This window comes from Modestobacter lacusdianchii, assembly GCF_054177765.1.
In genome coordinates, this window is the sequence record NZ_JBJJTJ010000008.1 from 159,048 (window position 1) to 178,900 (window position 19,853).

General features: G+C 74.3%; 16 protein-coding genes. 8 read left to right on the forward strand and 8 right to left on the reverse strand.

Features of this window, described 5'->3' with window-relative positions:
- Nucleotides 1–216 precede the first annotated feature (216 nt).
- Together ACJTNH_RS08320 and ACJTNH_RS08325 are read left to right on the forward strand one after the other, a co-directional pair.
- Nucleotides 217–2,013 (forward strand): alkaline phosphatase D family protein, encoded by a 1,797-nt coding sequence (locus ACJTNH_RS08320; protein WP_458174504.1) that lies wholly within the window; start codon nucleotides 217–219, stop codon nucleotides 2,011–2,013.
- 120 nt (nucleotides 2,014–2,133) lie between these two features.
- The gene (locus ACJTNH_RS08325; RefSeq protein ID WP_458174506.1) at nucleotides 2,134–3,648 is read left to right on the forward strand and encodes an acetyl-CoA hydrolase/transferase family protein; all 1,515 of its coding nucleotides are present in this window, start codon (nucleotides 2,134–2,136) and stop codon (nucleotides 3,646–3,648) included.
- Nucleotides 3,649–3,650: 2 nt separating this feature from the next.
- Here ACJTNH_RS08325 and ACJTNH_RS08330 read toward each other — a convergent pair whose 3' ends face one another.
- The 3 genes from ACJTNH_RS08330 to ACJTNH_RS08340 all read right to left on the reverse strand — a co-directional run bounded on the left by ACJTNH_RS08330 (nucleotide 3,651) and on the right by ACJTNH_RS08340 (nucleotide 5,810).
- On the reverse strand, nucleotides 3,651–4,001 hold the full coding sequence (locus ACJTNH_RS08330) for a hypothetical protein (RefSeq protein ID WP_458174508.1): 351 nt from the start codon (nucleotides 3,999–4,001) through the stop codon (nucleotides 3,651–3,653).
- A gap of 23 nt (nucleotides 4,002–4,024) precedes the next feature.
- Nucleotides 4,025–4,660: a hypothetical protein gene (locus ACJTNH_RS08335; RefSeq protein ID WP_458174510.1), complete on the reverse strand. Its 636-nt coding sequence runs from the start codon at nucleotides 4,658–4,660 to the stop codon at nucleotides 4,025–4,027.
- Nucleotides 4,661–4,742: 82 nt separating this feature from the next.
- Nucleotides 4,743–5,810, reverse strand: coding sequence for an SDR family oxidoreductase (locus tag ACJTNH_RS08340; RefSeq protein ID WP_458174512.1), 1,068 nt, complete (start codon nucleotides 5,808–5,810; stop codon nucleotides 4,743–4,745).
- 185 nt (nucleotides 5,811–5,995) lie between these two features.
- Between ACJTNH_RS08340 and ACJTNH_RS08345 the strand changes: the two genes are divergently transcribed.
- A complete protein-coding gene (locus tag ACJTNH_RS08345; RefSeq protein WP_458174514.1) occupies nucleotides 5,996–7,072 on the forward strand; it encodes a DUF3616 domain-containing protein in 1,077 nt (358 codons plus the stop codon).
- Nucleotide 7,073: 1 nt separating this feature from the next.
- Here the strand turns inward: ACJTNH_RS08345 and ACJTNH_RS08350 are convergent, their stop codons facing one another.
- The gene (locus ACJTNH_RS08350; protein ID WP_458174516.1) at nucleotides 7,074–7,919 is read right to left on the reverse strand and encodes a hypothetical protein; all 846 of its coding nucleotides are present in this window, start codon (nucleotides 7,917–7,919) and stop codon (nucleotides 7,074–7,076) included.
- 153 nt (nucleotides 7,920–8,072) lie between these two features.
- On the opposite strand from ACJTNH_RS08350, the gene ACJTNH_RS08355 reads away from it, so the two are divergent.
- On the forward strand, nucleotides 8,073–9,794 hold the full coding sequence (locus tag ACJTNH_RS08355) for an amidase (protein ID WP_458174518.1): 1,722 nt from the start codon (nucleotides 8,073–8,075) through the stop codon (nucleotides 9,792–9,794).
- 24 nt (nucleotides 9,795–9,818) lie between these two features.
- Here the strand turns inward: ACJTNH_RS08355 and ACJTNH_RS08360 are convergent, their stop codons facing one another.
- Together ACJTNH_RS08360 and ACJTNH_RS08365 are read right to left on the reverse strand one after the other, a co-directional pair.
- Nucleotides 9,819–10,649 carry an HDOD domain-containing protein gene (locus tag ACJTNH_RS08360; protein WP_458174520.1) on the reverse strand — a complete coding sequence of 277 codons (831 nt, stop codon included), beginning with the start codon at nucleotides 10,647–10,649 and terminating at the stop codon, nucleotides 9,819–9,821.
- A gap of 73 nt (nucleotides 10,650–10,722) precedes the next feature.
- Nucleotides 10,723–12,816 (reverse strand): putative bifunctional diguanylate cyclase/phosphodiesterase, encoded by a 2,094-nt coding sequence (locus tag ACJTNH_RS08365; RefSeq protein ID WP_458174522.1) that lies wholly within the window; start codon nucleotides 12,814–12,816, stop codon nucleotides 10,723–10,725.
- A 244-nt stretch (nucleotides 12,817–13,060) separates the two neighbouring features.
- Here ACJTNH_RS08365 and ACJTNH_RS08370 point away from each other — a divergent pair, with 244 nt between their 5' ends.
- From ACJTNH_RS08370 to ACJTNH_RS08385, 4 genes are all read left to right on the forward strand, one after another.
- Nucleotides 13,061–14,236, forward strand: a complete 1,176-nt coding sequence (locus tag ACJTNH_RS08370) for an acyl-CoA dehydrogenase family protein (protein ID WP_458174524.1) — start codon at nucleotides 13,061–13,063, stop codon at nucleotides 14,234–14,236.
- A 7-nt stretch (nucleotides 14,237–14,243) separates the two neighbouring features.
- Nucleotides 14,244–15,383 (forward strand): acyl-CoA dehydrogenase family protein, encoded by a 1,140-nt coding sequence (locus ACJTNH_RS08375; RefSeq protein ID WP_458174526.1) that lies wholly within the window; start codon nucleotides 14,244–14,246, stop codon nucleotides 15,381–15,383.
- A gap of 147 nt (nucleotides 15,384–15,530) precedes the next feature.
- Nucleotides 15,531–16,676 (forward strand): LLM class flavin-dependent oxidoreductase, encoded by a 1,146-nt coding sequence (locus ACJTNH_RS08380; protein WP_458174528.1) that lies wholly within the window; start codon nucleotides 15,531–15,533, stop codon nucleotides 16,674–16,676.
- Nucleotides 16,673–17,290 (forward strand): FMN reductase, encoded by a 618-nt coding sequence (locus ACJTNH_RS08385; RefSeq protein WP_458174530.1) that lies wholly within the window; start codon nucleotides 16,673–16,675, stop codon nucleotides 17,288–17,290. The genes ACJTNH_RS08380 and ACJTNH_RS08385 overlap by 4 nt, the downstream gene beginning before the upstream one ends.
- 44 nt (nucleotides 17,291–17,334) lie before the next feature.
- On the opposite strand, the gene ACJTNH_RS08390 is transcribed toward ACJTNH_RS08385, so the two are convergent.
- Both ACJTNH_RS08390 and mftD read right to left on the reverse strand, forming a co-directional pair.
- Entirely contained in the window at nucleotides 17,335–18,474 is a 1,140-nt protein-coding gene (locus ACJTNH_RS08390) for a serine hydrolase domain-containing protein (protein ID WP_458174532.1), read from the reverse strand.
- A gap of 76 nt (nucleotides 18,475–18,550) precedes the next feature.
- Nucleotides 18,551–19,732, reverse strand: coding sequence for a pre-mycofactocin synthase MftD (gene mftD, locus ACJTNH_RS08395; RefSeq protein WP_458174534.1), 1,182 nt, complete (start codon nucleotides 19,730–19,732; stop codon nucleotides 18,551–18,553).
- Nucleotides 19,733–19,853 lie beyond the last annotated feature (121 nt).

A 19,853-nucleotide genomic window follows, 5' to 3' on the forward strand; every position in this document is an offset into this window, starting at 1 on the left:
TCGGTGCCGGACGGCGGCGCTCGACGGTCGTGGTCGACAGTGGGCGCTCGGGCGGTCCGGCACGGCTCGCCTGCCCCCTGCACCTGCCCGCCACCGGGAGGGCGGAAACGACATCGGTGCCGCGAGGGAGCCGGCGAGGCAAACGGCCGAGCGTGGGACGCCGGCCGTTCACGTGCGCACCGTCCACTCGTCGCTCAGCGCAACCACAGTGCCCCCATGCCGCTTGATGCACCCCTGTCCCGCCGCACCGTGCTGAAGGGCGGGGCCGTCACGGCCGCCGCCCTGACCTTCGGCGGGCTCACCGCCGAGGCCGCCCGCGCCACCGTCGCCGAGACCGCCCGCTCCGGCGTCTTCGGCTTCGGCGTCGCCAGCGGCGACCCCACGGCCACCGAGCTGCTGCTCTGGACGCGGGTGACGCCCACCCCGGAGTCCCTGCCCGGCAGCCGCCGCGGGCCGGCCGTGCCGGTGCGCTGGGAGGTCGCCGCCGACGAGGCGTTCACCCGCATCGTGCGCAGCGGCACCGTCGTCGCCGACGTCAGCCGCGACCACACCGTCAAGGTCGTGGTGAACCGGCTGACCCCCTACACGCGCTACTTCTACCGCTTCACGTGCGCCGGGCAGACCTCGCCGGTCGGCCGCACCCAGACCGCGCCGGACGAGCCCGGGCAGACCCACGCGCTGCGGATGGCGTTCGTGTCCTGCAGCAACTGGACCGGCGGGTACTTCACCGCCTACCGCGGCATCGCCGCCCGCGACGACCTGGACTTCGTGCTGCACCTGGGCGACTACCTCTACGAGTACGGCAACTCCCCGCGGGTGGCCGCCGTCGCCGGCTCCGGCGACCGGTACGGGCCGAACGCGCTGATCGGCATCCGCGACCACGAGCCGGCCGTCGAGATGGTGTCGCTGGAGGACTACCGGATCCGGCACGCGCTCTACAAGACCGACCCGGACCTGCAGCGGGCGCACCAGCAGCACCCGTGGATCGTCATCTTCGACGACCACGAGATCACCAACGACGCCTACGACACCGGCGCGGAGAACCACGAGCGGGACGACGACCCGGACACCCCCTACACCGAGCCGGGCAAGCCGGACGGCGTGCGGCCCGAGGGGGACTTCCTGTTCCGCCGGGCCAAGGCGTTCCAGGCCTACCTGGAGTGGATGCCGATCCGCGAGCCCGCGATGTGGCAGCCGCACCCGAGCAAGGGCCGGCAGTTCTTCCGCCGGTTCGGCTTCGGCGACCTGGCCGAGCTGTCGGTGATCGACACCCGGCAGAACCGCAGCCAGCAGGTGCCCGGCACCGTGGGCGGCCAGGTCAACCCGGCGCTGGCCGACCCGCGGCGGCACCTGCCCGAGCCGCCGCAGCTGGACTGGCTGACGAAGGGCATCAGCTCCGGCGTGACCGACTGGCACCTGGTCGGCAACCAGACGGTGTTCGCCCGGGTCTTCTCCGTCCCGCGGCCGGGCACCGTGCCCGGCTCGGTGTTCAACACCGACCAGTGGGACGGCTACCAGGCCGACCAGCGCACCGTGCTGCAGGCGATGGCCGCCTCGCGGCGCACCGACCCGGTGGTGCTCACCGGCGACATCCACTCCTCGTGGGCCAACGACCTGCCCACCGACTTCGCCACCTACCCCGCCGACGGCAACTCGGTCGGCGTGGAGTTCGTCTGCCCGTCGGTGACCAGCAACGGGTTCAAGGAGGCCGTCGGCTCGGCCGCCGCGGCCACCGCGACCACCGCCGCCTTCCAGGCCGCCAACCCCTGGGTGCGCTACCTGGAGGGCATCGGCCACGGCTTCGTCGTCCTGGACGTGACGCCGGAGCGGGTGCAGGCGGACTTCTGGTTCATCCGCAGCAACGGCGACAAGGGGCTGGCCGTCGACCCCCGGCTGGACCCGCAGGCGACGGTCGGCTACGAGACGTCGTTCGCCACGGTCAAGGGCTCGCGCAAGGTCAGCGGGCCGGTCGGCGAGCTGGGCGCCCGCAGCGACCAGCCCCGCACCGTCTGATGCCCGCCCCTGCCGGGCCGGCCCACCCGGGCCGGTCCGGCAGGGGCCCACAGGTCGCCGTAGCGTGACCGGCGGGCAGGCGCGGGGCAGCAGGCCGGTGCGCCACGGAGGAGGTCACCGGTGACGGGTCGGATCCGCAACGCGAGCCTGGCCGCCAAGGTCGTGCCGGCCGAGGCGGCCGCCGCTGTCATCCGGCCCGGCGACACGGTCGGGATGAGCGGGTTCACCGGCGCGGGGCACCCCAAGGCCGTGCCGCAGCTGCTCGCCGAGCGGATCACCGCCGCGCACGCGGACGGGCACCCGTTCCGGATCGACCTGTGGACCGGGGCCTCCACCGCCCCGGAACTGGACGGCGCGCTCGCCGCCGCCGACGGCATCGGGCTGCGGCTGCCCTACCAGTCCGACCCGGTCGCCCGGCAGGCGATCAACGCCGGGCAGATCGACTACGTCGACGTCCACCTGTCCCACGTCGCCCAGCTGGCGTGGGAGGGGTTCCTCGGCCCGCTGGACGTCGCCGTGGTCGAGGTCAGCGGGATCACCGAGGACGGGCAGCTGATCCCGTCGTCCTCGATCGGGAACAACAAGACCTGGCTGGACCTCGCCGACCGGGTGGTGCTCGAGGTCAACAGCTGGCAGCCGGCCGGGCTGGACGGCATGCACGACGTCTACTACGGGACGGCGCTGCCGCCGAACCGCCGGCCGGTGCAGCTCACCCGCCCGCACGACCGGATCGGGGTACCGCACCTGCGGGTCGACCCGGAGAAGGTCGTCGCCGTCGTCGAGACCCACGCCCCGGACCGGAACACCCCGTTCAGCGAGCCCGACGAGGTCGCCCGGTCCATCGCCGGGCACCTGATCGAGTACCTGGAGCACCAGGTCGCCTGCGGCCGGCTGCCGGCCGAGCTGCTGCCGCTGCAGTCCGGCGTCGGCAACGTGGCCAACGCGGTGCTCTCCGGGCTGCAGGACTCACGGTTCGAGCAGCTGACCGCCTACACCGAGGTGGTGCAGGACGGCATGCTCGACCTGCTGCGCTCGGGCACGCTGGTCTCCGCCTCGGCCACCGCCTTCTCGCTGAGCCCCGGGGCGATCGCCGAGTTCGAGTCGCAGATCGAGGAGTTCCGCGACCGGATCCTGCTGCGGCCCCAGGAGATCAGCAACCACCCCGAGATCGTGCGGCGGCTGGGCGTGCTGGCGATGAACGGGATGATCGAGGCCGACCTGTACGGCAACGTCAACTCCACCCACCTGATGGGCAGCCGCATCCAGAACGGGATCGGCGGCTCGGGCGACTTCGCCCGCAACGCCTACGTCTCCTTCTTCCTCACCCCGTCGACGGCCAAGGGCGGGGCGATCTCGGCGATCGTGCCGATGGTGTCCCACGTCGACCACACCGAGCACGACGTGTCGGTCATCGTGACCGAGCACGGGCTGGCCGACCTGCGCGGCCTGCCGCCCCGCAAGCGCGCCCGGCTGGTGATCGAGGAGTGCGCCGACCCGGCCTACCGGCCGCTGCTGACCGACTACTACGAGCGGGCCGAGCGCGACGGCCACGGCCGGCACACCCCGCACCTGCTCACCGAGGCGCTCAGCTGGCACACCCGCTACCTGGAGACCGGGAGCATGCTGCCCAGCTGACCTCAGCTCCGCTTGGCGTCCAGCCGCTGCAGCAGCTCGTCGGCAGCCTGCTCGATCTCCGGGTGGTCGTTCTGGGCGGCCCGCTGCTTGGCGTGGATCAGCGCCGCCCGGTTGACCTTCGAGAAGTCGCCGTAGGGGAACCGGTAGCGGCCCTTGGTGCCCTCGCCCTTGTCCGGGTCGACGGCCAGGTGCCACTCGCCGTAGCCCTCCTGGCCCTCGTCGTCCCGCTCCTCGTTCTCTTCGTCGGTGGACGGCGCGGCGTCGGACCACTCGGTCCGGTCGTCGTACTCCCCGGCGTCGATCAGCCGCCGGGCGTGGGCGACCCCGGCCTCGTTCACGTCGTAGTCAGGCATGCCGCGCCCCTACCCCGCGCAGGTCAGCCGGGGAACACGTCCTGCTGGGAGTACAGCAGCTCGCCCTGGTCCGCGGTGTCGTCGTCAGGATCGGCGCCGGGGGCGAGCTCCCGACCGATGACCAGCACCGAACGGCCCGTCGATCGCAGCCCGGGGGCCTCGCCCACGGCGTCCCAGCCGTCGGCGTGGGCCAGCTGGTAGAGCGCCCGGCCCAGGTGCGTCACGTCCGCTGCCGCGGCGTCCGCGTCGTCGTCCGGCCACGAGCGCAGGTAGGCGCGCCGCCCGGCGGCGAGCACCGCGGCCTCGTCGGTGACCCGCAGGTCGTGCCGCTGCAGCACCGAGACGTCGGTCGTCCCGGACACCGGCGCCCCGTCGTCCTCGGTCTGCGGCTCGTCGTCGGTCTCGTCGTCCTCGGCGTAGCTGTGCAGCACGCCGAAGGGGAAGTCGTTGCCGGTGAGGTCGAACTGCGCGTCGGCGTAGGCGAGCACCGCCGGCAGCAACCGGTCGCTGGCGGCGAACACCTCGGGCATCCCGGCCTCGCCGGTCACCGACGCGACCGCCTCGGCGTGCGCGGTCACCGCCGCGGCGAGCTCGGCAGCGGCGGCCCGCAGCCGCTCGGCGCCGGCGGGGGTGAACTGGGTGAGGTCGTCGTCAGCCACGCCGCGACGGTACGGCTCGTTCGCTCGCCGAGGTCGGGCTGGTGGCTGCCTCCCGCCTGCGGAGACCGCCACCAGCCCGATCTCAGCGCAGCGGCGGGATGACCTTGCGGGCGGCCAGCTGGTCGAACAGCTCGCCGAAGCGCTGCTCGGTGTCCAGGCAGTCGGCGAAGCCGGCCTGGCGCAGCTTGATCGTCGAGCTCACGTTGTCGAAGCCGGAGGTGAAGATGAACTCGCCGAACTCCCAGCCGACCAGGTCCTCGTACGGCGTGCGCACCAGGTCGTGCCGGGCGGCCAGCCGCTCCCAGACGTCGCGCCGACCGGCCATCGCCTCGGCCAGCGGCACCGGCTGCGGCTCGGCGGGCTCCATCCCGAAGGCCCGCGCGAACGCCGGGAACAGGTGCCGCCAGCGCAGCTGGTCGCCGTTGGTCACGTTGTAGACCTCGCCGTCGGCCCCCGGCTCACCGCCGGCCCACACCGTCGCGCGGGCCAGCAGCTCGGCGTCGGTGACCTGGTAGAGCGCGTCGTAGGCGGCCAGGCTGCCCGGGAAGCGCAGCGGCTGGCCCAGCTCACGGCTGATCGCGGCGTAGACGGCGATGACCATCAGCAGGTTCATCGGGTTGCCGACGGCGTAGCCGATCACCCCCTCCGGCCGCAGCACGGTCAGCCGGAAGCCGCGCTGCGCCGCGAGCTCACGCAGCAGGTCCTCCTGGTCGTAGTAGAAGTTCGGCTGGACGATCCGCGGGTCGCTCTCCTTGGCCGGGGTGTTGAAGAAGCCCATGTGCGCGCCGTAGGCCTTGCCGCCCTGGTACAGGGTCACGTGCTCCAGCGGCGCCCCGGCGGCGGCCAGGCCGTCGAGGGTGTGCCGCAGCATGCCGACGTTGACCTCCGACAGCTCGGCCGCGGTCGGCCGCTCGGCGTAGGCACCGAACACCAGGTGCGTCGTGTCCGCGGCGACCCCCAGCCCGTCGCGGGCGGCGTCGGCGTCGCGCAGGTCGACCGCCAGGTGCTCACCGGCGAGGTCCGCCGGACGCCGGCGGCTGACCCCCCGCACCCGCCAGCCGGGACGGCGCCCGTACTCGGCCGCCGCGCTCGAGCCGATCACCCCGCCGGCCCCGGTCACCAGCACGCTGCCCGCTGCCTGCTCCGTCATCCCGCTGCTCTCCCTCGTCCGCTCCGGTGTCCGGGAGCTCCATGCCCGGCGGCGGGACGGCGAACCGGTCTGCGGCTGTGGCGCTCGACCAGGTCCGTGCGCGACCGACGGTGCCCGCACCGCCGGGATCCCGGCCCAGCCCGGCGGTGCGACTGGCGACCCGCGGGGCGTGCCAGGGTGACGGCGTGACCATCGAGCGCACCGTGCGGCTGTCCTTCGGCTCGGCCTCCCGCGAGGCGGAGACGCACACCAACCTCTCCGCCGTCCGCAGTGACGGCCCGGTGCTGTGGGTGGCCGGCGACGAGACGGCGACGATCGAGCGGCTGGTCGCCGACGACCCGCGGCACCCCACCCGGTACGGCGAGGAGACGACGTTCCGGCTGGCCGAGCTGGTCGACCTCCCCGGCGACGCGGCGGAGGAGGCCGACATCGAGGGCCTGGCGCGGACCGGGCACTTCCTGTGGGCGGTCGGGTCGCACAGCCTGCGGCGCCGACGGATCAAGGACAAGCACGAGGGCGAGAAGGCGCTGCGCCGGCTGGCCCGGGTCACCGGCCAGGTGAACCGGCAGGTGCTGGTGCGCCTGCCGGTCACCGAGGTCGACGGTCTGCCCACCCTGGTCCGGGAGGTGGTCGTCGCCGGCGTGCCGCAGCGCGCTGCGGTGTTCGGCACGCACGGCGCGGACCTGCGCGACCTGCTGGCCGACGACGAGCACCTGGCGCCGTTCCTGCCGATCCCCGGCAAGGACAACGGCCTGGACGTCGAGGGCATCGCGGTGGCCGGCGAGCGGGTGTACCTCGGTCTGCGCGGACCGGTGCTGCGCGGCTGGGCGGTCGTGCTGGAGCTGCGGCCCGCCGTCGACCCCGGCGACCCGGGCCGGCTGGTGCTCGGCACGTTCGACGACGGCCGGCCGTACCGCAAGCACGTGCTCGACCTGGCCGGGCTCGGCGTCCGCGACCTGTGCCCGCACGGCTCCGACCTGCTGGTGCTGGCCGGCCCCACGATGGACCTCGACGGCCCGGTGCACGTGTTCCGCTGGCACGGCGCGCTGACCGCGGACACCCCGCAGGTGGTGCGCGGTGAGCAGCTGACCCGCGAGGTCGACCTGCCGTTCGGTCCGGGCACCGACCACGCGGAGGGCATCGGCCTGCTGGACGACGACCCGGACGGCCCGCGGCTGCTGGTGGTCTACGACAGCCCGGCGCCGGAGCGGCTGCACGAGCACGGGGTGGACGCCGACGTCGTCCGGCTGCCCGGCCGCTGAGTCACAGGCCCAGGGCGGCGATCGTGGCCCGCACCTCGGCGGCGGTGCCCGGCTCGACGGGCAGGTGCGGCAGCAGTGCGGGCACCTCCTCGGGCAGCAGCCCCTCGGCCAGCAGCACGTCCAGCAGCCGGTCGGCCGCGGCCACCGGCACCGGGCGTGGCAGGCCGGCGGCCCCGATCGCGGCCTCGGCGAGGAACAGCGCCCCGGCCAGCTCGTCGACGCCCGGCCCGGCCTCCGGGACGGCGGGCGGCGCGGCCGCCCGGGTCACCGCCTCGGCGGCCCGGACCAGCGACAGCGGCAGCCCCTCGGCCTCCACCTCGACCAGCGGGGCGCTGCCCAGCGCGGCCAGGACCAGGTGCTCGGCGTCGATCCGGAGCGGTGCCTCCCACTCCCCCACGCGCACCACCTCGACCAGGTCGGCGCCGTCCTCCCCCAGCTCGTCGAGCAGCTCGGCCCACTCGCGTGGCCGGGTGTCCCGGGTGCGTTCGGCGGCGCGCACGCAGGTGTCCCGGACGAAGGGGTCGATCACCTCCCGGTCGAACCGCTCGGCGTAGAGGGTGCCCTCGGCGGTCACCGCGTTGAGCGCGTCCTGGAAGCTGCCCGGGCGGGCGTCCCCGAGCTCGAGCCGGCCGTCCTCCTCGCCGCTGAGCGGCTGCCCGGTCGCCGCCCGGGCGCCGATGGTCAGCCCGGTGGCCACCACCCGGCCGCGGAGGCGGGTGTGGTGCGGGTGGTCGGAGAGCCCCACCGCCCAGGCACACGCCTCGGCGATGAGGGCGGCGGCCCGCTCGCGCAGCACCTCCCGGCTGAGCAGGGCCATGGGGTCGGGGCCGAAGTCGCTGTCGAGCACGCCTCCACCATGCCCCTCGGTGACGGTGCGCGGCGCGTCGGGCGCCGACGCGCGCGACGCTGTGCGCTCACCCAGCGGCAGCTGAGCGCCGGCCCTAGCGTGCTCTGCACCCAGCCGCTCAGGACGCAGCCCCACCAGTGCTCGGAGGAGCCCATGCGCGTCGCCGTCCATCCCCTGCGCCGGAAGGCCGCGGTGACCGCCGCGCTCGCCGCCGCCCTGCTCGTCCCGGCCAGCACCGTCGCCGCCGCACCGGCCGACCAGTCCGGCACCGAACGAGGCCGCCCGGACGCCGCCGGCTCCGGCACGCTGCCGCTGCGCGGGCTCGACCTCGACGCGCTCACCATCCCCGAGCTCCAGGAGCGGATGGACCAGCGCAGCCTGACCTCGGTCCAGCTGACCCAGGCCTACCTGGACCGGATCGACGACCTGAACGACGACCTCGGCGCGGTGCTCAGCGTCAACCCCGAGGCGCTGGCCGACGCCGCCGCCAGTGACCAGGCGCGCAAGCGGCAGAAGGCGCGGGGGCCGCTGGAGGGCATCCCCGTGCTGCTCAAGGACAACGTGGACACCGAGCAGCTGCCGACCACCGCCGGCTCCCGGGCGCTGCTGGACAGCGAGCCGGACGACGCGGTGATCACCCGGCGGCTCCGGGAGGCCGGCGCGATCGTGCTGGGCAAGGCGAACCTGTCCGAGTGGGCCAACTTCCGCGGCGCGGCGTCCACCAGCGGCTGGAGCGGCGTGGGCGGGCAGACCGCGAACCCCTACGTGCTCGACCGCAACCCGTGCGGTTCCTCCTCCGGGTCGGCGGTGGGCGTGGCCGCCTCGCTGGCCCAGGTGGCGATCGGCACCGAGACCGACGGCTCGATCGTCTGCCCGGCCGGCGCCAACGGCGTGGTCGGCGTCAAGCCCACGCTCGGCCTGGTCAGCCGCACCGGCATCGTGCCGATCTCCGCCGAGCAGGACACCGCCGGCCCGATGGCCCGGCACGCGATCGACGCCGCGCTGACCCTGGAGGTGCTCGCCGGCCGCGACGACGAGGACGCCGCGACGGCGGAGATCCCCGCCGACCTGACCACCGACTTCGCCGACCTGGACCTCGACGCGCTCGAGGGCGCCCGGATCGGGGTCTGGACGCTGTCGCCGGAGGAGTCCGCCGCGGTCGACGACCCGACCGAGGCGGTGTTCGCCGCGGCGGTGAAGCAGCTGGAGGCCGCCGGCGCGACCGCGGTGCCGGTGACGATGCCCTACCTGGAGGAGGTGGGCGCCGGGGAGACCCCGGCGCTGCTGGCCGAGTTCAAGCGCGACCTGAACGCCTATCTGGCCGCCACCCCCGGCGACCACCCGGCCGACCTGGCCGGGTTGATCGCCTTCAACGAGCAGGACCCGGTCGAGCTGGCCTACTTCGGCCAGGAGCTCTTCGAGCAGGCCCAGGCGGCCACCGTGCCCGAGGAGGACCCGGCGATCCGGGAGACCCGCGACCGGATCCGCCAGCTGGCCCGCGCCTCGATCGACGAGGTGCTGGCCCAGGGCGCCGGCCCGGAGGACGACCTGGCCGCGATCGTCGGGCTGACGAACACCCCGGCCTGGCAGACTCGCTACGAGTACCTGGACGGCGAGGCGGACGCCTTCGTCTACAGCACCTCCGGGCCCGCCGCGGTGGCCGGCTACCCGAACGTGTCGGTGCCCGCGGGCTTCGCCGGCCCGCGGGAGACCCTGCCGGTCGGCGTCTCGTTCTTCGGCACCCGATGGGACGACGCCCGGGTCCTGGACATCGCCGCGGACTTCGAGGACCAGGCCGCTGCCCGCGAGGCACCGGGCTACCTGCCCACCGTCGGTGCCGACCCGCAGCCGGACAACCCGGAGCCCGCTACCTGAGCAGCGAGCTGCGCGCCGCGCTGCTCAGCCCAGCAGCGCGGTGCGCAGCTCCTCGGCGTCGGCGCGCACCTGGGACAGGATCGGGGCGACGTCGCGTTCCCGCAGCTGGCCGCAGCTGACCCGCTCGATCGCGGTCTCCTGGTGGTCGCCGTCGGTGAGCCGGCCGGCGACCTCGAACGCCGACCGGAGCAGCGCGCCGGAGAAGGAGGCTCCGTCGTCCACCTGGGTGAGCGGCACGAGCATGCCGGCGGGGAAGCCCCACTGCTCGAGGGCCACCGAGGTCAGCCGGAGGGCAGAGATGCCGTACCGGTGCACCTCCGCCGTCCGGCGCCCGGCGAAGGAGCGCTGGGTGGCCCACAGCTCGGCGTACCCGTCGGGGTCGTTGTGGTGCAGCAGCGCGACGCCCATCTGCGCCAGCAGCCCGAGGCACAGGGCGTCCTGCGGGCGCTCGGCGAACCGCGGCGCCAGGGTGGAGGCGGCCAGCGCCAGCGTGGTGCTCACCTCCCAGAAGTCCTCGGGCAGCCGCGACTCGTCGTCCAGGTCGGTGAGCGCGACGGTCGCCATCGTGCGCACCGTCGCGAAGCCGACGACGGTGACCGCGAACTGCAGCGAGGTCACCCGGCCGCGCATCCCGTAGAAGGCGGAGTTGGCCAGCTTCATCACCCGGCTGGCCAGCGCGACGTCGGCCCCGAGCATCCGGGACAGCTCCTTGGCGCTGACCCGGTCGGAGTTGGCCTCCGAGACGATCTGGGCGGCCACCGGACGCTGGGCGGCCATGCTGTCGATGCTCGCCAGCACCCGCTCCAGGTCGAAGACCGGGGCGACGGTCAGGGACGGTGCGGCGGACGGGGTCACGTCGGCTCCAGGTCGGGGTGTCGGTCGGACGGCGGGTGGCCGGCCACCGGGCAGGTGGCGCCGGGGCGGCTGGTCATCGGGCGTCGTGGTCGTCGGTGGCGTGCCGACCGGCGAACCAGGTGGCGGCCTCGCCGCCGGTGAGCGGGGCGGCCAGGCTGAAGCCCTGCAGGTAGGTCGCGCCGAGCCGGGCGAGCTCGTCGGCCTGCTCCCCGGTCTCCACACCCTCGGCCACGGTGGACAGGCCCAGGCTGCGGGCCAGCGCGATCACCGCGGACGTGATCTCGGCGTGCCCGTCGGCCAGCTCGGCGACGAAGGAGCGGTCGACCTTGAGGCAGTCGACCGGCAGGTGGCGCAGGTAGGCCAGCGAGGAGTAGCCGGTGCCGAAGTCGTCGATGGAGACCTGCACCCCCAGGTCGCGCAGCTGGAGCAGCACGGCGCGGGCCGATGCCGGGTCCTTCATCAGCGCCGACTCGGTGATCTCGATCGACAGCCGGCGCGGCTCCAGCTGATGGCGGCACAGCGCCGACTGCACGTGCCCGTGCAGGTTCACGTCCAGCTGCAGGGCCGAGACGTTGACGTTGGCCCGCTGCGGGGCGTCGGCTCCCAGCCGGCGGTCCCACTCGGCCAGCTGCCGGCAGGTCTCGTCGAGCACCAGCAGGCCCAGTGCGGAGACCAGGCCGCTCTCCTCGGCCAGCGGCACGAAGGTGCTGGGGCTGATCGCGCCGCGCTCGGGGTGGTGCCAGCGGGCGAGGGACTCCACCGCCACCGCGCTGCCGTCGGCGGTGCTGAAGATCGGCTGGTACATCAACGTGATGTCGCGTCGCTCGATCGCCTCACGGAGATCGGCGACCAGCCGCAGCTTGTCCCGGGCCTGGGCCCGTGCCTCGGAGTCCAGCACCGTGATCCGGCCCTTGCCGCCGGCCTTGGCCTGGTACATGGCGATGTCGCAGTCGCGGATCAGCTCCTCGGCCGCCCGGTGCTCGGCGGTCTGCACGGTGACCCCCACGCTGGCCCGCGGGTGCAGCTCCACCCCGGAGAGGGTGAGCGGCCGGTGCAGCGCCAGCCCGATCCGCTCGGCCAGCGCGACCGCGTCGTCCTCGGTGACGTGCTGGCAGACGACGACGAACTCGTCACCACCGAAGCGCGCCACCAGGTCACCCGGGCGGACGGTCGACCGCAGCCGTGCGGCGACCTCGACCAGCAGCGCGTCGCCGGCGGTGTGGCCGAGCGAGTCGTTGACGACCTTGAAGTTGTCCAGGTCCAGGAAGATGCAGGCCAGCCCACCGGCGCCGGGCCGGAAGCGGTCGGCGACGTGCTCGGCGAGCAGGGTGCGGTTGGGCAGCCCGGTCAGCGGGTCGTGGTTGGCCTGGTAGGCGAGCCTGGCCTCGAAGGCCAGCCGGTCGGTGATGTCCTCGATCGTGCCGATGAAGCCGGCCCCCACCCCGGGGGTGAAGACGTGGGCGAAGCGGATGACCGTGCTGCGCTCCGTGCCGTCGTCCCGGACCAGCCGGGCGCGCACCTCCCGGTCGCCGCCCTCGAGCACGGCGACGGCCTGCTCGATCACCGGCTCCAGGTCCTCGGGGTGCACGGCGTCCATCCACCCGGTGCCCAGCAGCTGCTCGGCCTGCCGCCCCACCAGGGCGCAGAACGCGTCGTTGACGTGCGCGAGCCGCATCCCCTGCTCCGACAGCAGGGTCGGCACCGGCGAGCGCTCGGTGAGGGTGGCGAAGCGGCGCTCGTGCGCATCGGCGGTGGCCCGCAGCGCCAGTTCGGCCTCGTTGGCCGTGGCGTGCAGCCGCACCGTCCAGCGCTTCCCGGCCGGCGGCGGCACCGGCACCGCGGCGACCGTGCACTCCAGCAGGGCGCCGCTGGCGCAGCGGACCGGCAGCGTCATGTGCACGGTGCGTTCCCGGCGGAGGAGCAGCTTCAGCTCACCGCCGCGCAGCGAGGGCAGCAGCTGCTCGACCGGCACGGCGTGCAGGTCCGCCAGGCCGTAGCCCAGCAGGGTGCCCGCCCGCTCGTTGCTCCAGCCCACCCGGAGCACGCCGTCCACCTGCTCGACGACCAGGATGGCCATGGCGTCGCTGACGCTCACCCCGTGGAAGACCGCCGCGACGACCTCCGGGGACGCCGACGGCTCGCTGAGCGCCCGCGTCCGTGCAGCCACGCCCGTACCCCCTCCGTCGTCCACCGGACGCGGCGGCGCGTCCTGACCACAGCCTCGGCGTCCGCGGGCCCGCTCTCCAGCCGATCCGGGGTTCTTCCCCCCAACGGGGCGGGTGGCCCGGGGGCGACCACGCGGGGTCACCGACGGCGCGTCCGCGGCCCCCGGGTTACCGACCGGTAGGGGATGTGGGATGTTCGACACCTCCACGTCGAGACGGCAGAGTTGCTGTCAGGAATGAGGTCCCATGCGCTTGCAGCTGTCGCCGGAGGACCAGTCCTTCCGGGACGAGATGCGCACCTTCTTCACCACCCAGGTGCCCGAGTCCATCCGGGAGGCGGTCGCGGCCCACCGGGAGCTGACCAAGGAGCAGTTCGTCGAGGCCCAGCGCGCGCTCAACGCCGCCGGCCTGGCCGTGCCGCACTGGCCGGTCGAGTGGGGCGGCCGCGACTGGACGCCGCTGCAGCGCCACATCTGGCGCGAGGAGATGCAGCTGGCCGCGGTGCCCGAGCCGCTGGCCTTCAACACCAGCATGATCGGCCCGGTCATCGCCACCTTCGGCTCGCAGGAGCAGAAGGAGCGCTTCCTGCCGGCCACCGCGAACCTCGACATCTGGTGGTGCCAGGGGTTCTCCGAGCCCGACGCCGGCTCCGACCTCGCCTCGCTGCGCACGACCGCGGTGCGCGACGGCGACGACTGGGTGGTCAACGGCCAGAAGACCTGGACGACGCTGGGTCAGCACGCCGACTGGATCTTCTGCCTGGTGCGCACCGACCCGACCGCCGAGAAGCGCCAGCGCGGCATCTCGCTGCTGCTGTTCCCCATGGACACCCCCGGGGTGACGCTGCGGCCGATCGAGCTGCTGGACGGCGGCTTCGAGGTCAACGAGGTCTTCTTCGAGGACGTCCGGGTGCCGGCGGAGAACCTGGTCGGCGAGGAGAACCGCGGCTGGGACTACGCGAAGTTCCTGCTCGGCAACGAGCGGGTGGGCATCGCCCGGATCGGCTCGACCAAGCGGATGCTGGCCGAGGCCAAGGAGCACGCCCGGCAGATCACCTCCGGCGGCGCCCCGCTCGCCGAGGACCCGTTCTTCCGGGCGCGGATCGCCGAGCTGGAGAACGAGCTGCTCGCCCTGGAGCTCACCGCGCTGCGCGTGGTGGCCAACTCGGCCGGCGGCAAGCCGCACCCGGCGTCCTCGGTGCTGAAGCTGCGCGGGTCGGAGCTGCAGCAGGCGGCCACCGAGCTGCTGGTCGACGTGGCCGGGCCGCTGTCGGTGCCCTCGTTCACCGGCGGGGAGTCCGACGTGCCGGAGTGGGCTCAGGTGGCGGCGCCGTCGTACCTGAACTACCGGAAGGTCTCCATCTACGGGGGCTCGAACGAAGTGCAGCGCACCATCATCGCCGGCTCGATCCTGGGGTTGTGAGGTCACCGTGGAGTTCAGCTACGACGACGAGCAGAACGGCCTGCGCGAGGCGGTGAGCGGGCTGCTGGCCCGCGCCTACTCCGACAGCGAGCAGCGCCGGCGGGTGGTGGCCACCGACCCGGGCTTCGACGAGAAGACCTGGAGCCGACTGGCCGAGATGGGGCTGCTGGGCCTGCCGTTCGCCGAGGCCGACGGCGGCATGGGCGCCGGCCCGGTGGAGGTGTCCATCGTCGCCGAGGAGATCGGCCGGGTGCTCGCGCCCGAGCCGTTCGTGGAGGCGGTGGTGCTCGCCGGTGGGCTGGTGTCCGACCTGGGCACCGACGCGCAGCGCGCCGAGGTGCTCGGCGCACTGGCCGAGGGCACGCTGCTGCCGGCCTTCGCGCACGCCGAGGTCGGCACCCGCTGGGAGCCCTCGGCCCGCGCGGTGACCGCGACCGAGGACGGCGGCTCCTGGACGCTGACCGGGGTCAAGGAGCCGGTGCCCCACGGTGCCCGCGCCGACCTGCTGGTGGTCAGCGCGGTCGTGGACGGGGCGACCCGGCTGTTCCTGGTCCAGGGCGACGCAGCGGGCCTGACCCGCACCGGGCACCGCAACCACGACGGCACCCGGTCGGCCCGGGTCGAGTTCGCCGGCACCCCCGCCCAGCCGCTGGGCGAGGCCACCGGCGACCAGGCGGCGGCCATCGAGAAGGCGCAGGCCCGGGCCCGGGTGGCCTACGGCCACGAGGCGCTGGGCGCGATGGAGACGGCGCTGACCACGACCGCGGAGTACCTGAAGACGCGCAAGCAGTTCGGCGTCCCGCTGAGCAAGTTCCAGGCGCTCACCTTCCGGGCCGCGGACATGTACGTCTCGCTGGAGCTGGCCCGCAGCACGGTCATGTGGGCCACCCTCGTCGTCGACGCCGACGGCGACGTGGTCACCGCCGCCGACCGCGCCCGGCTGCAGGCCAGCCGGGCGAGCCGGCACATCGGCAAGGAGGCGATCCAGCTGCACGGCGGGATCGGGGTGACCGCCGAGTACTCGGTGGGCCACCACACCTCCCGGCTCACCGCGCTGGACCACCTGCTCGGCGACGGCGACTGGGCGCTGGCCCGGCTGGCCGGCTCCGTCGGCGAGCACGAGACGGTCGACCCGCTGCGGTCCTGACCGCACCCGACGAACGCCCCTCCGGTCACCCGACCGGAGGGGCGTTCGTCGTCTGCGGGGAGTGGGAATGGACCGGCCTCGGGTACGGTTCCACCGGCCAGTAGTTGCACTCTCAACCAGTGCGGCTCAGACGAGAGGGAGCACGCCATGCAGTTCGGGATCTTCACCGTCGGCGACGTGACGCCGGACCCGACGACGGGCCGCACGCCCACCGAGGCCGAGCGGGTCAAGTCGCTGATCACGATCGCGCTGAAGGCCGAGGAGGTGGGCCTGGACGTCTTCGCCCAGGGCCAGCACCACAACCCGCCGTTCGTGGTCTCCTCCCCCACCACGACGCTGGGCTACATCGCGGCCAAGACCGAGAAGCTCGTCCTGTCGACGTCCACGACGCTGATCACCACCACCGACCCGGTGAAGATCGCCGAGGACTTCGCCACCCTGCAGCACGTCTCCGACGGCCGCGTCGACCTGATGATGGGCCGCGGCAACACCGGCCCGGTCTACCCGTGGTTCGGCAAGGACATCCGGGACGGCATCCCGCTGGCGGTGGAGAACTACCAGCTGCTGCGCCGGCTGTGGCGTGAGGACGTGGTCGACTGGTCCGGCCAGTTCCGCACCCCGCTGCAGGGCTTCACCTCCACCCCGCGCCCGCTGGACGGCGTCCCGCCGTTCGTCTGGCACGGGTCGATCCGCAGCCCGCAGATCGCCGAGCAGGCGGCCTACTACGGCGACGGCTTCTTCCACAACCACATCTTCTGGCCGGCCGAGCACACCCAGCGGATGGTGGAGTTCTACCGCCGCCGCTTCGAGCACTACGGCCACGGCAGCGCCGACCAGGCGATCGTCGGCCTCGGCGGGCAGGTGTTCATGCGGAAGAACAGCCAGGACGCCGTCGCTGAGTTCCGGCCCTACTTCGACCACGCCCCGGTGTACGGCGGTGGCCCGTCGCTGGAGGATTTCACCAGCCAGACCCCGCTGACCGTGGGCTCCCCGGAGCAGGTCATCGAGCGGACGCTGGGCTTCCGCGACTACGTCGGTGACTACCAGCGGCAGCTGTTCCTCATCGACCACGCCGGCCTGCCGCTGAAGACCGTGCTCGAGCAGCTGGACATCCTGGGCGAGGAGGTCGTCCCCGTGCTCCGCCGCGAGTTCGCCGCCCTCAAGCCGGCGCACGTGCCCGACGCCCCGACCCACGCCAGCCTGGTGGCCGCCGCCGGCGGTGCGCACGACAGCACCGTGCACGCCGCCGACGACGTCACCGGCCGGACCGTGGAGACGGCGGCGCAGGCGTGACCACCCGGACCCTCGCCGTGGTCAGCGCCGGGTTGAGCAACCCCAGCTCGACCCGGCTGCTGGCCGACCGGCTGACCACCGCCACCGTCGAGGCGCTGCGGGCCCGCGGCGACGACACGACCGTCGAGGTCGTGGAGCTGCGCGGGCACGCCCGCGACCTCGCCGACGCGCTGGTCACCGGGTTCCCCAACACCGAGCTGCAGGCCGCGATCGACACCGTCGTCGGCGCCGACGCGCTGATCGCGGTCACGCCGATCTTCTCCGCCTCCTACAGCGGGCTGTTCAAGACCTTCTTCGACGTCCTGGACAAGGACGCACTCATCGGCACCCCGGTGCTGCTGGGCGCCACGGCCGGGACGGCGCGGCACTCGCTGGCGTTGGAGTTCGCGATGCGGCCGCTGTTCGCCTACCTGCGGGCGCTGCCGGTGCCCACCGGGGTGTTCGCGGCGAGCGAGGACTGGGCCGGCGGTGGCAGCAGCGCCCTGTCCGGCCGGATCGACCGGGCTGCCGGGGAGCTGGCCGACGTGGTCACCGGCCGCCCCGCGGCGGCCCGCCCGGCCGACCCCTTCGCCGACCCGACGACGTCCTTCGAGGAGCTCCTCAAGGGCAACTGACCGCCCCGGGCGGCCGTGTTCGCCGACACGGCCGCCCGGTCGGGTCAGAGGCAGCGGTGCAGGGCGGGCCAGAAGCCGCCGAGCCAGTCCGGCCCGGGCAGCACCCCGCGGGCGGTGAGCAGGACCCCGATCAGCTGGCGGTCGGGGTCGACGTGGCCGGTGACCCCGGTGCCGCCGTCCCAGCCCCACCGGCCCGGTCGGGCCCACGGCTCCGCCGGGTCGACCTGCACCCCGACCTGCATGCCCCACGACCGGCCGGGGCCGAGGAAGTCGGCCGCCTCGGCCCGCTGGGCGTCGCTCAGCTGACCGGTGGTCAGCCGGGCCACCGACGCGGGCTGCAGCAGCGGGCCGCCGCCGTCGGCGAGCGCGGCCAGGAACGTGAGCACGTCCGGCGCGGTGGACACCAACCCGGCGGCCAGGCCCTCGAACGCCGGTGGCCGGGACGACCGCCCGTCCGCCGGGTCGATCACCTCGAACCCGTCACCGGCCGGCTGGTACGCCGGGCCGAGCCGGGCGGGGTCGCTCGCCCAGAACCCGGTGTCGGCCAGACCCAGCCGGCCGGTGACCCGGTCGCGCAACAGCTCGCGCAGCGGACGACCGGTGACCCGCGTCAGCAGCACCGACAGCACGTCGGCGCTCAGGTGGTACAGCCAGCTCGCCCCGGGCTGGGCGGCCAGTGGCAGGTCGCCCAGCCGGGCCAGGTACTCCTCGGGCGTGAGGTCCGGGCTCAGCGGGCCGGGCCCGATGCCGGCGGCGTCCACGGCCCGGTCCAGCGGGGAGCCGTCCCAGAGACCGCCGAAGCCGGGGGTGCTGGTGAGCAGGTGGCGCACGGTGATCGGGCGCTCGGCCGGGACGGTGTCAGTCAGCGGCCCGGCCCGGTCGGCCAGGACCCGCGGCTCGGCGAGCTCGGGCAGCCACCGGCCGACCGGGTCGTCGAGGTGCAGCAGCCCGTCCTCGACCAGCGAGAGCGTCAGCACCCCGGCGAACGGCTTGGACAGCGAGGCGAGCCGGAACAGCGAGTCCGGCCGCACCGGCGTGGCACCGCCCAGCGCCAGGCAGCCGCCGGTGTGCACCTCCACCTCCCCGCGGTACCGGACGGCGGCGGCGTAGCCGGGCAGCGTGCCCGCGGCCACCTGCGCCTCCAGCGCCGACCACAGGGTGACGAACCGCGAGGGGCCGGGCATGGGTGCCTCCGGGGACGACGGGTGCGCAGTCACCGTGAAGACGACCCGACCCCACCGAACTCATCGGTGCAGACGGCTACCCGGTGGCGCCCAGGCGCCGCTCGAAGCCCGGCGGGACGACGACGTCCTCGCGGCGCAGCTGGTCGACCGACTCGTGCCCCAGGCCGATGAGTGCCGAGCCGAGCCCGTCACGCAGCAGGTCGAGCACGTTCTCCACCCCGGCCTGGCCGTTCGCGGCGAGCCCCCACAGGTACGCCCGGCCGATCATCACCGCCTTCGCGCCCAGGGCCAGGGCCTTGGCGACGTCGCCGCCGCGGCGGATGCCGCCGTCCAGCAGCACCTCGACCTGGTCGCCGACCGCCTCGGCCACCGCTGGCAGGGCGCGGATCGAGGCCGGGGTGCCGTCGAGGTTGTTGCCGCCGTGGTTGGACACCGAGATCGCGGTGACGCCGGCGTCCACGGCGCGCTCCGCGTCGTCGACCCGCATGACGCCCTTGAGCATGAACGGCCCGTCCCACTGCTCGCGCAGCCAGGCGACGTCGTCCCAGGAGGGCATGGGCGAGTTCATCCACTGGCCGTAGGCGCCGAAGAAGGTGGGCGCCGGGTCACCGGGGGTGGCGACCATGTTGGGCACGGTGAGGTCGGGGAGGGCCCGGGTGCGGGCGAAGTCGAGCAGCCAGCGCGGCTTGACCAGCACCTGCGGGGCGTACCGCCGCACCGCCTCGAGGTCGATCTTCTCCGGGATGAACGGGCTGCCCCAGTCGCGTCCGTAGGCGAAGGACCAGTCCAGGGTGGCGATCATGCCGACCGCGCCGGCGTCCTTGGCCCGCTGCATCCGGCCGAGCATCTCCTCGCGGGTGCCGACCCAGTACGCCTGGAAGAAGGTCTGCGGGTTGGCGGCCACGACCTCCTCGACCGGCTTGCTGGCGAAGGAGGACAGGCCCATGGCCACGCCCCGGGCAGCGGCGGCCCGGGCGACCGCGACCTCGCCGTCGGGGTGCACCGCCTGGACGCCGGTGGGGCTGATCAGCACCGGCATCGAGATCTGCTGGCCCATCACCGTGACACCGAGCCGGCGCTCGTTGCTCAGGCCGGCGGTGTGCGGGGCGAACCCGAGCTCGGCGAAGGCGGCGGTGTTGTCGTCGACGGTCAGACCGCGTTCGGATCCGGCGACGAGCGCCCCGTAGACCCCCCTGGGCAGCCGCCGTCGCGCGCGCCGCTGCGCCTCGGCCACGGACTCGAACCACGCGTTCGCCACTTGCGGACCCCCTGCTGCTCGCCTCGTGGGGGGGGGGGGGGGGGGGGGGGGGGGGGGGGGGCCGCCGCGCCCGCGCGCCCGGGGGGGGGGGGGGGGGCGGGGGGGTGGCGGCGGCGCCGGC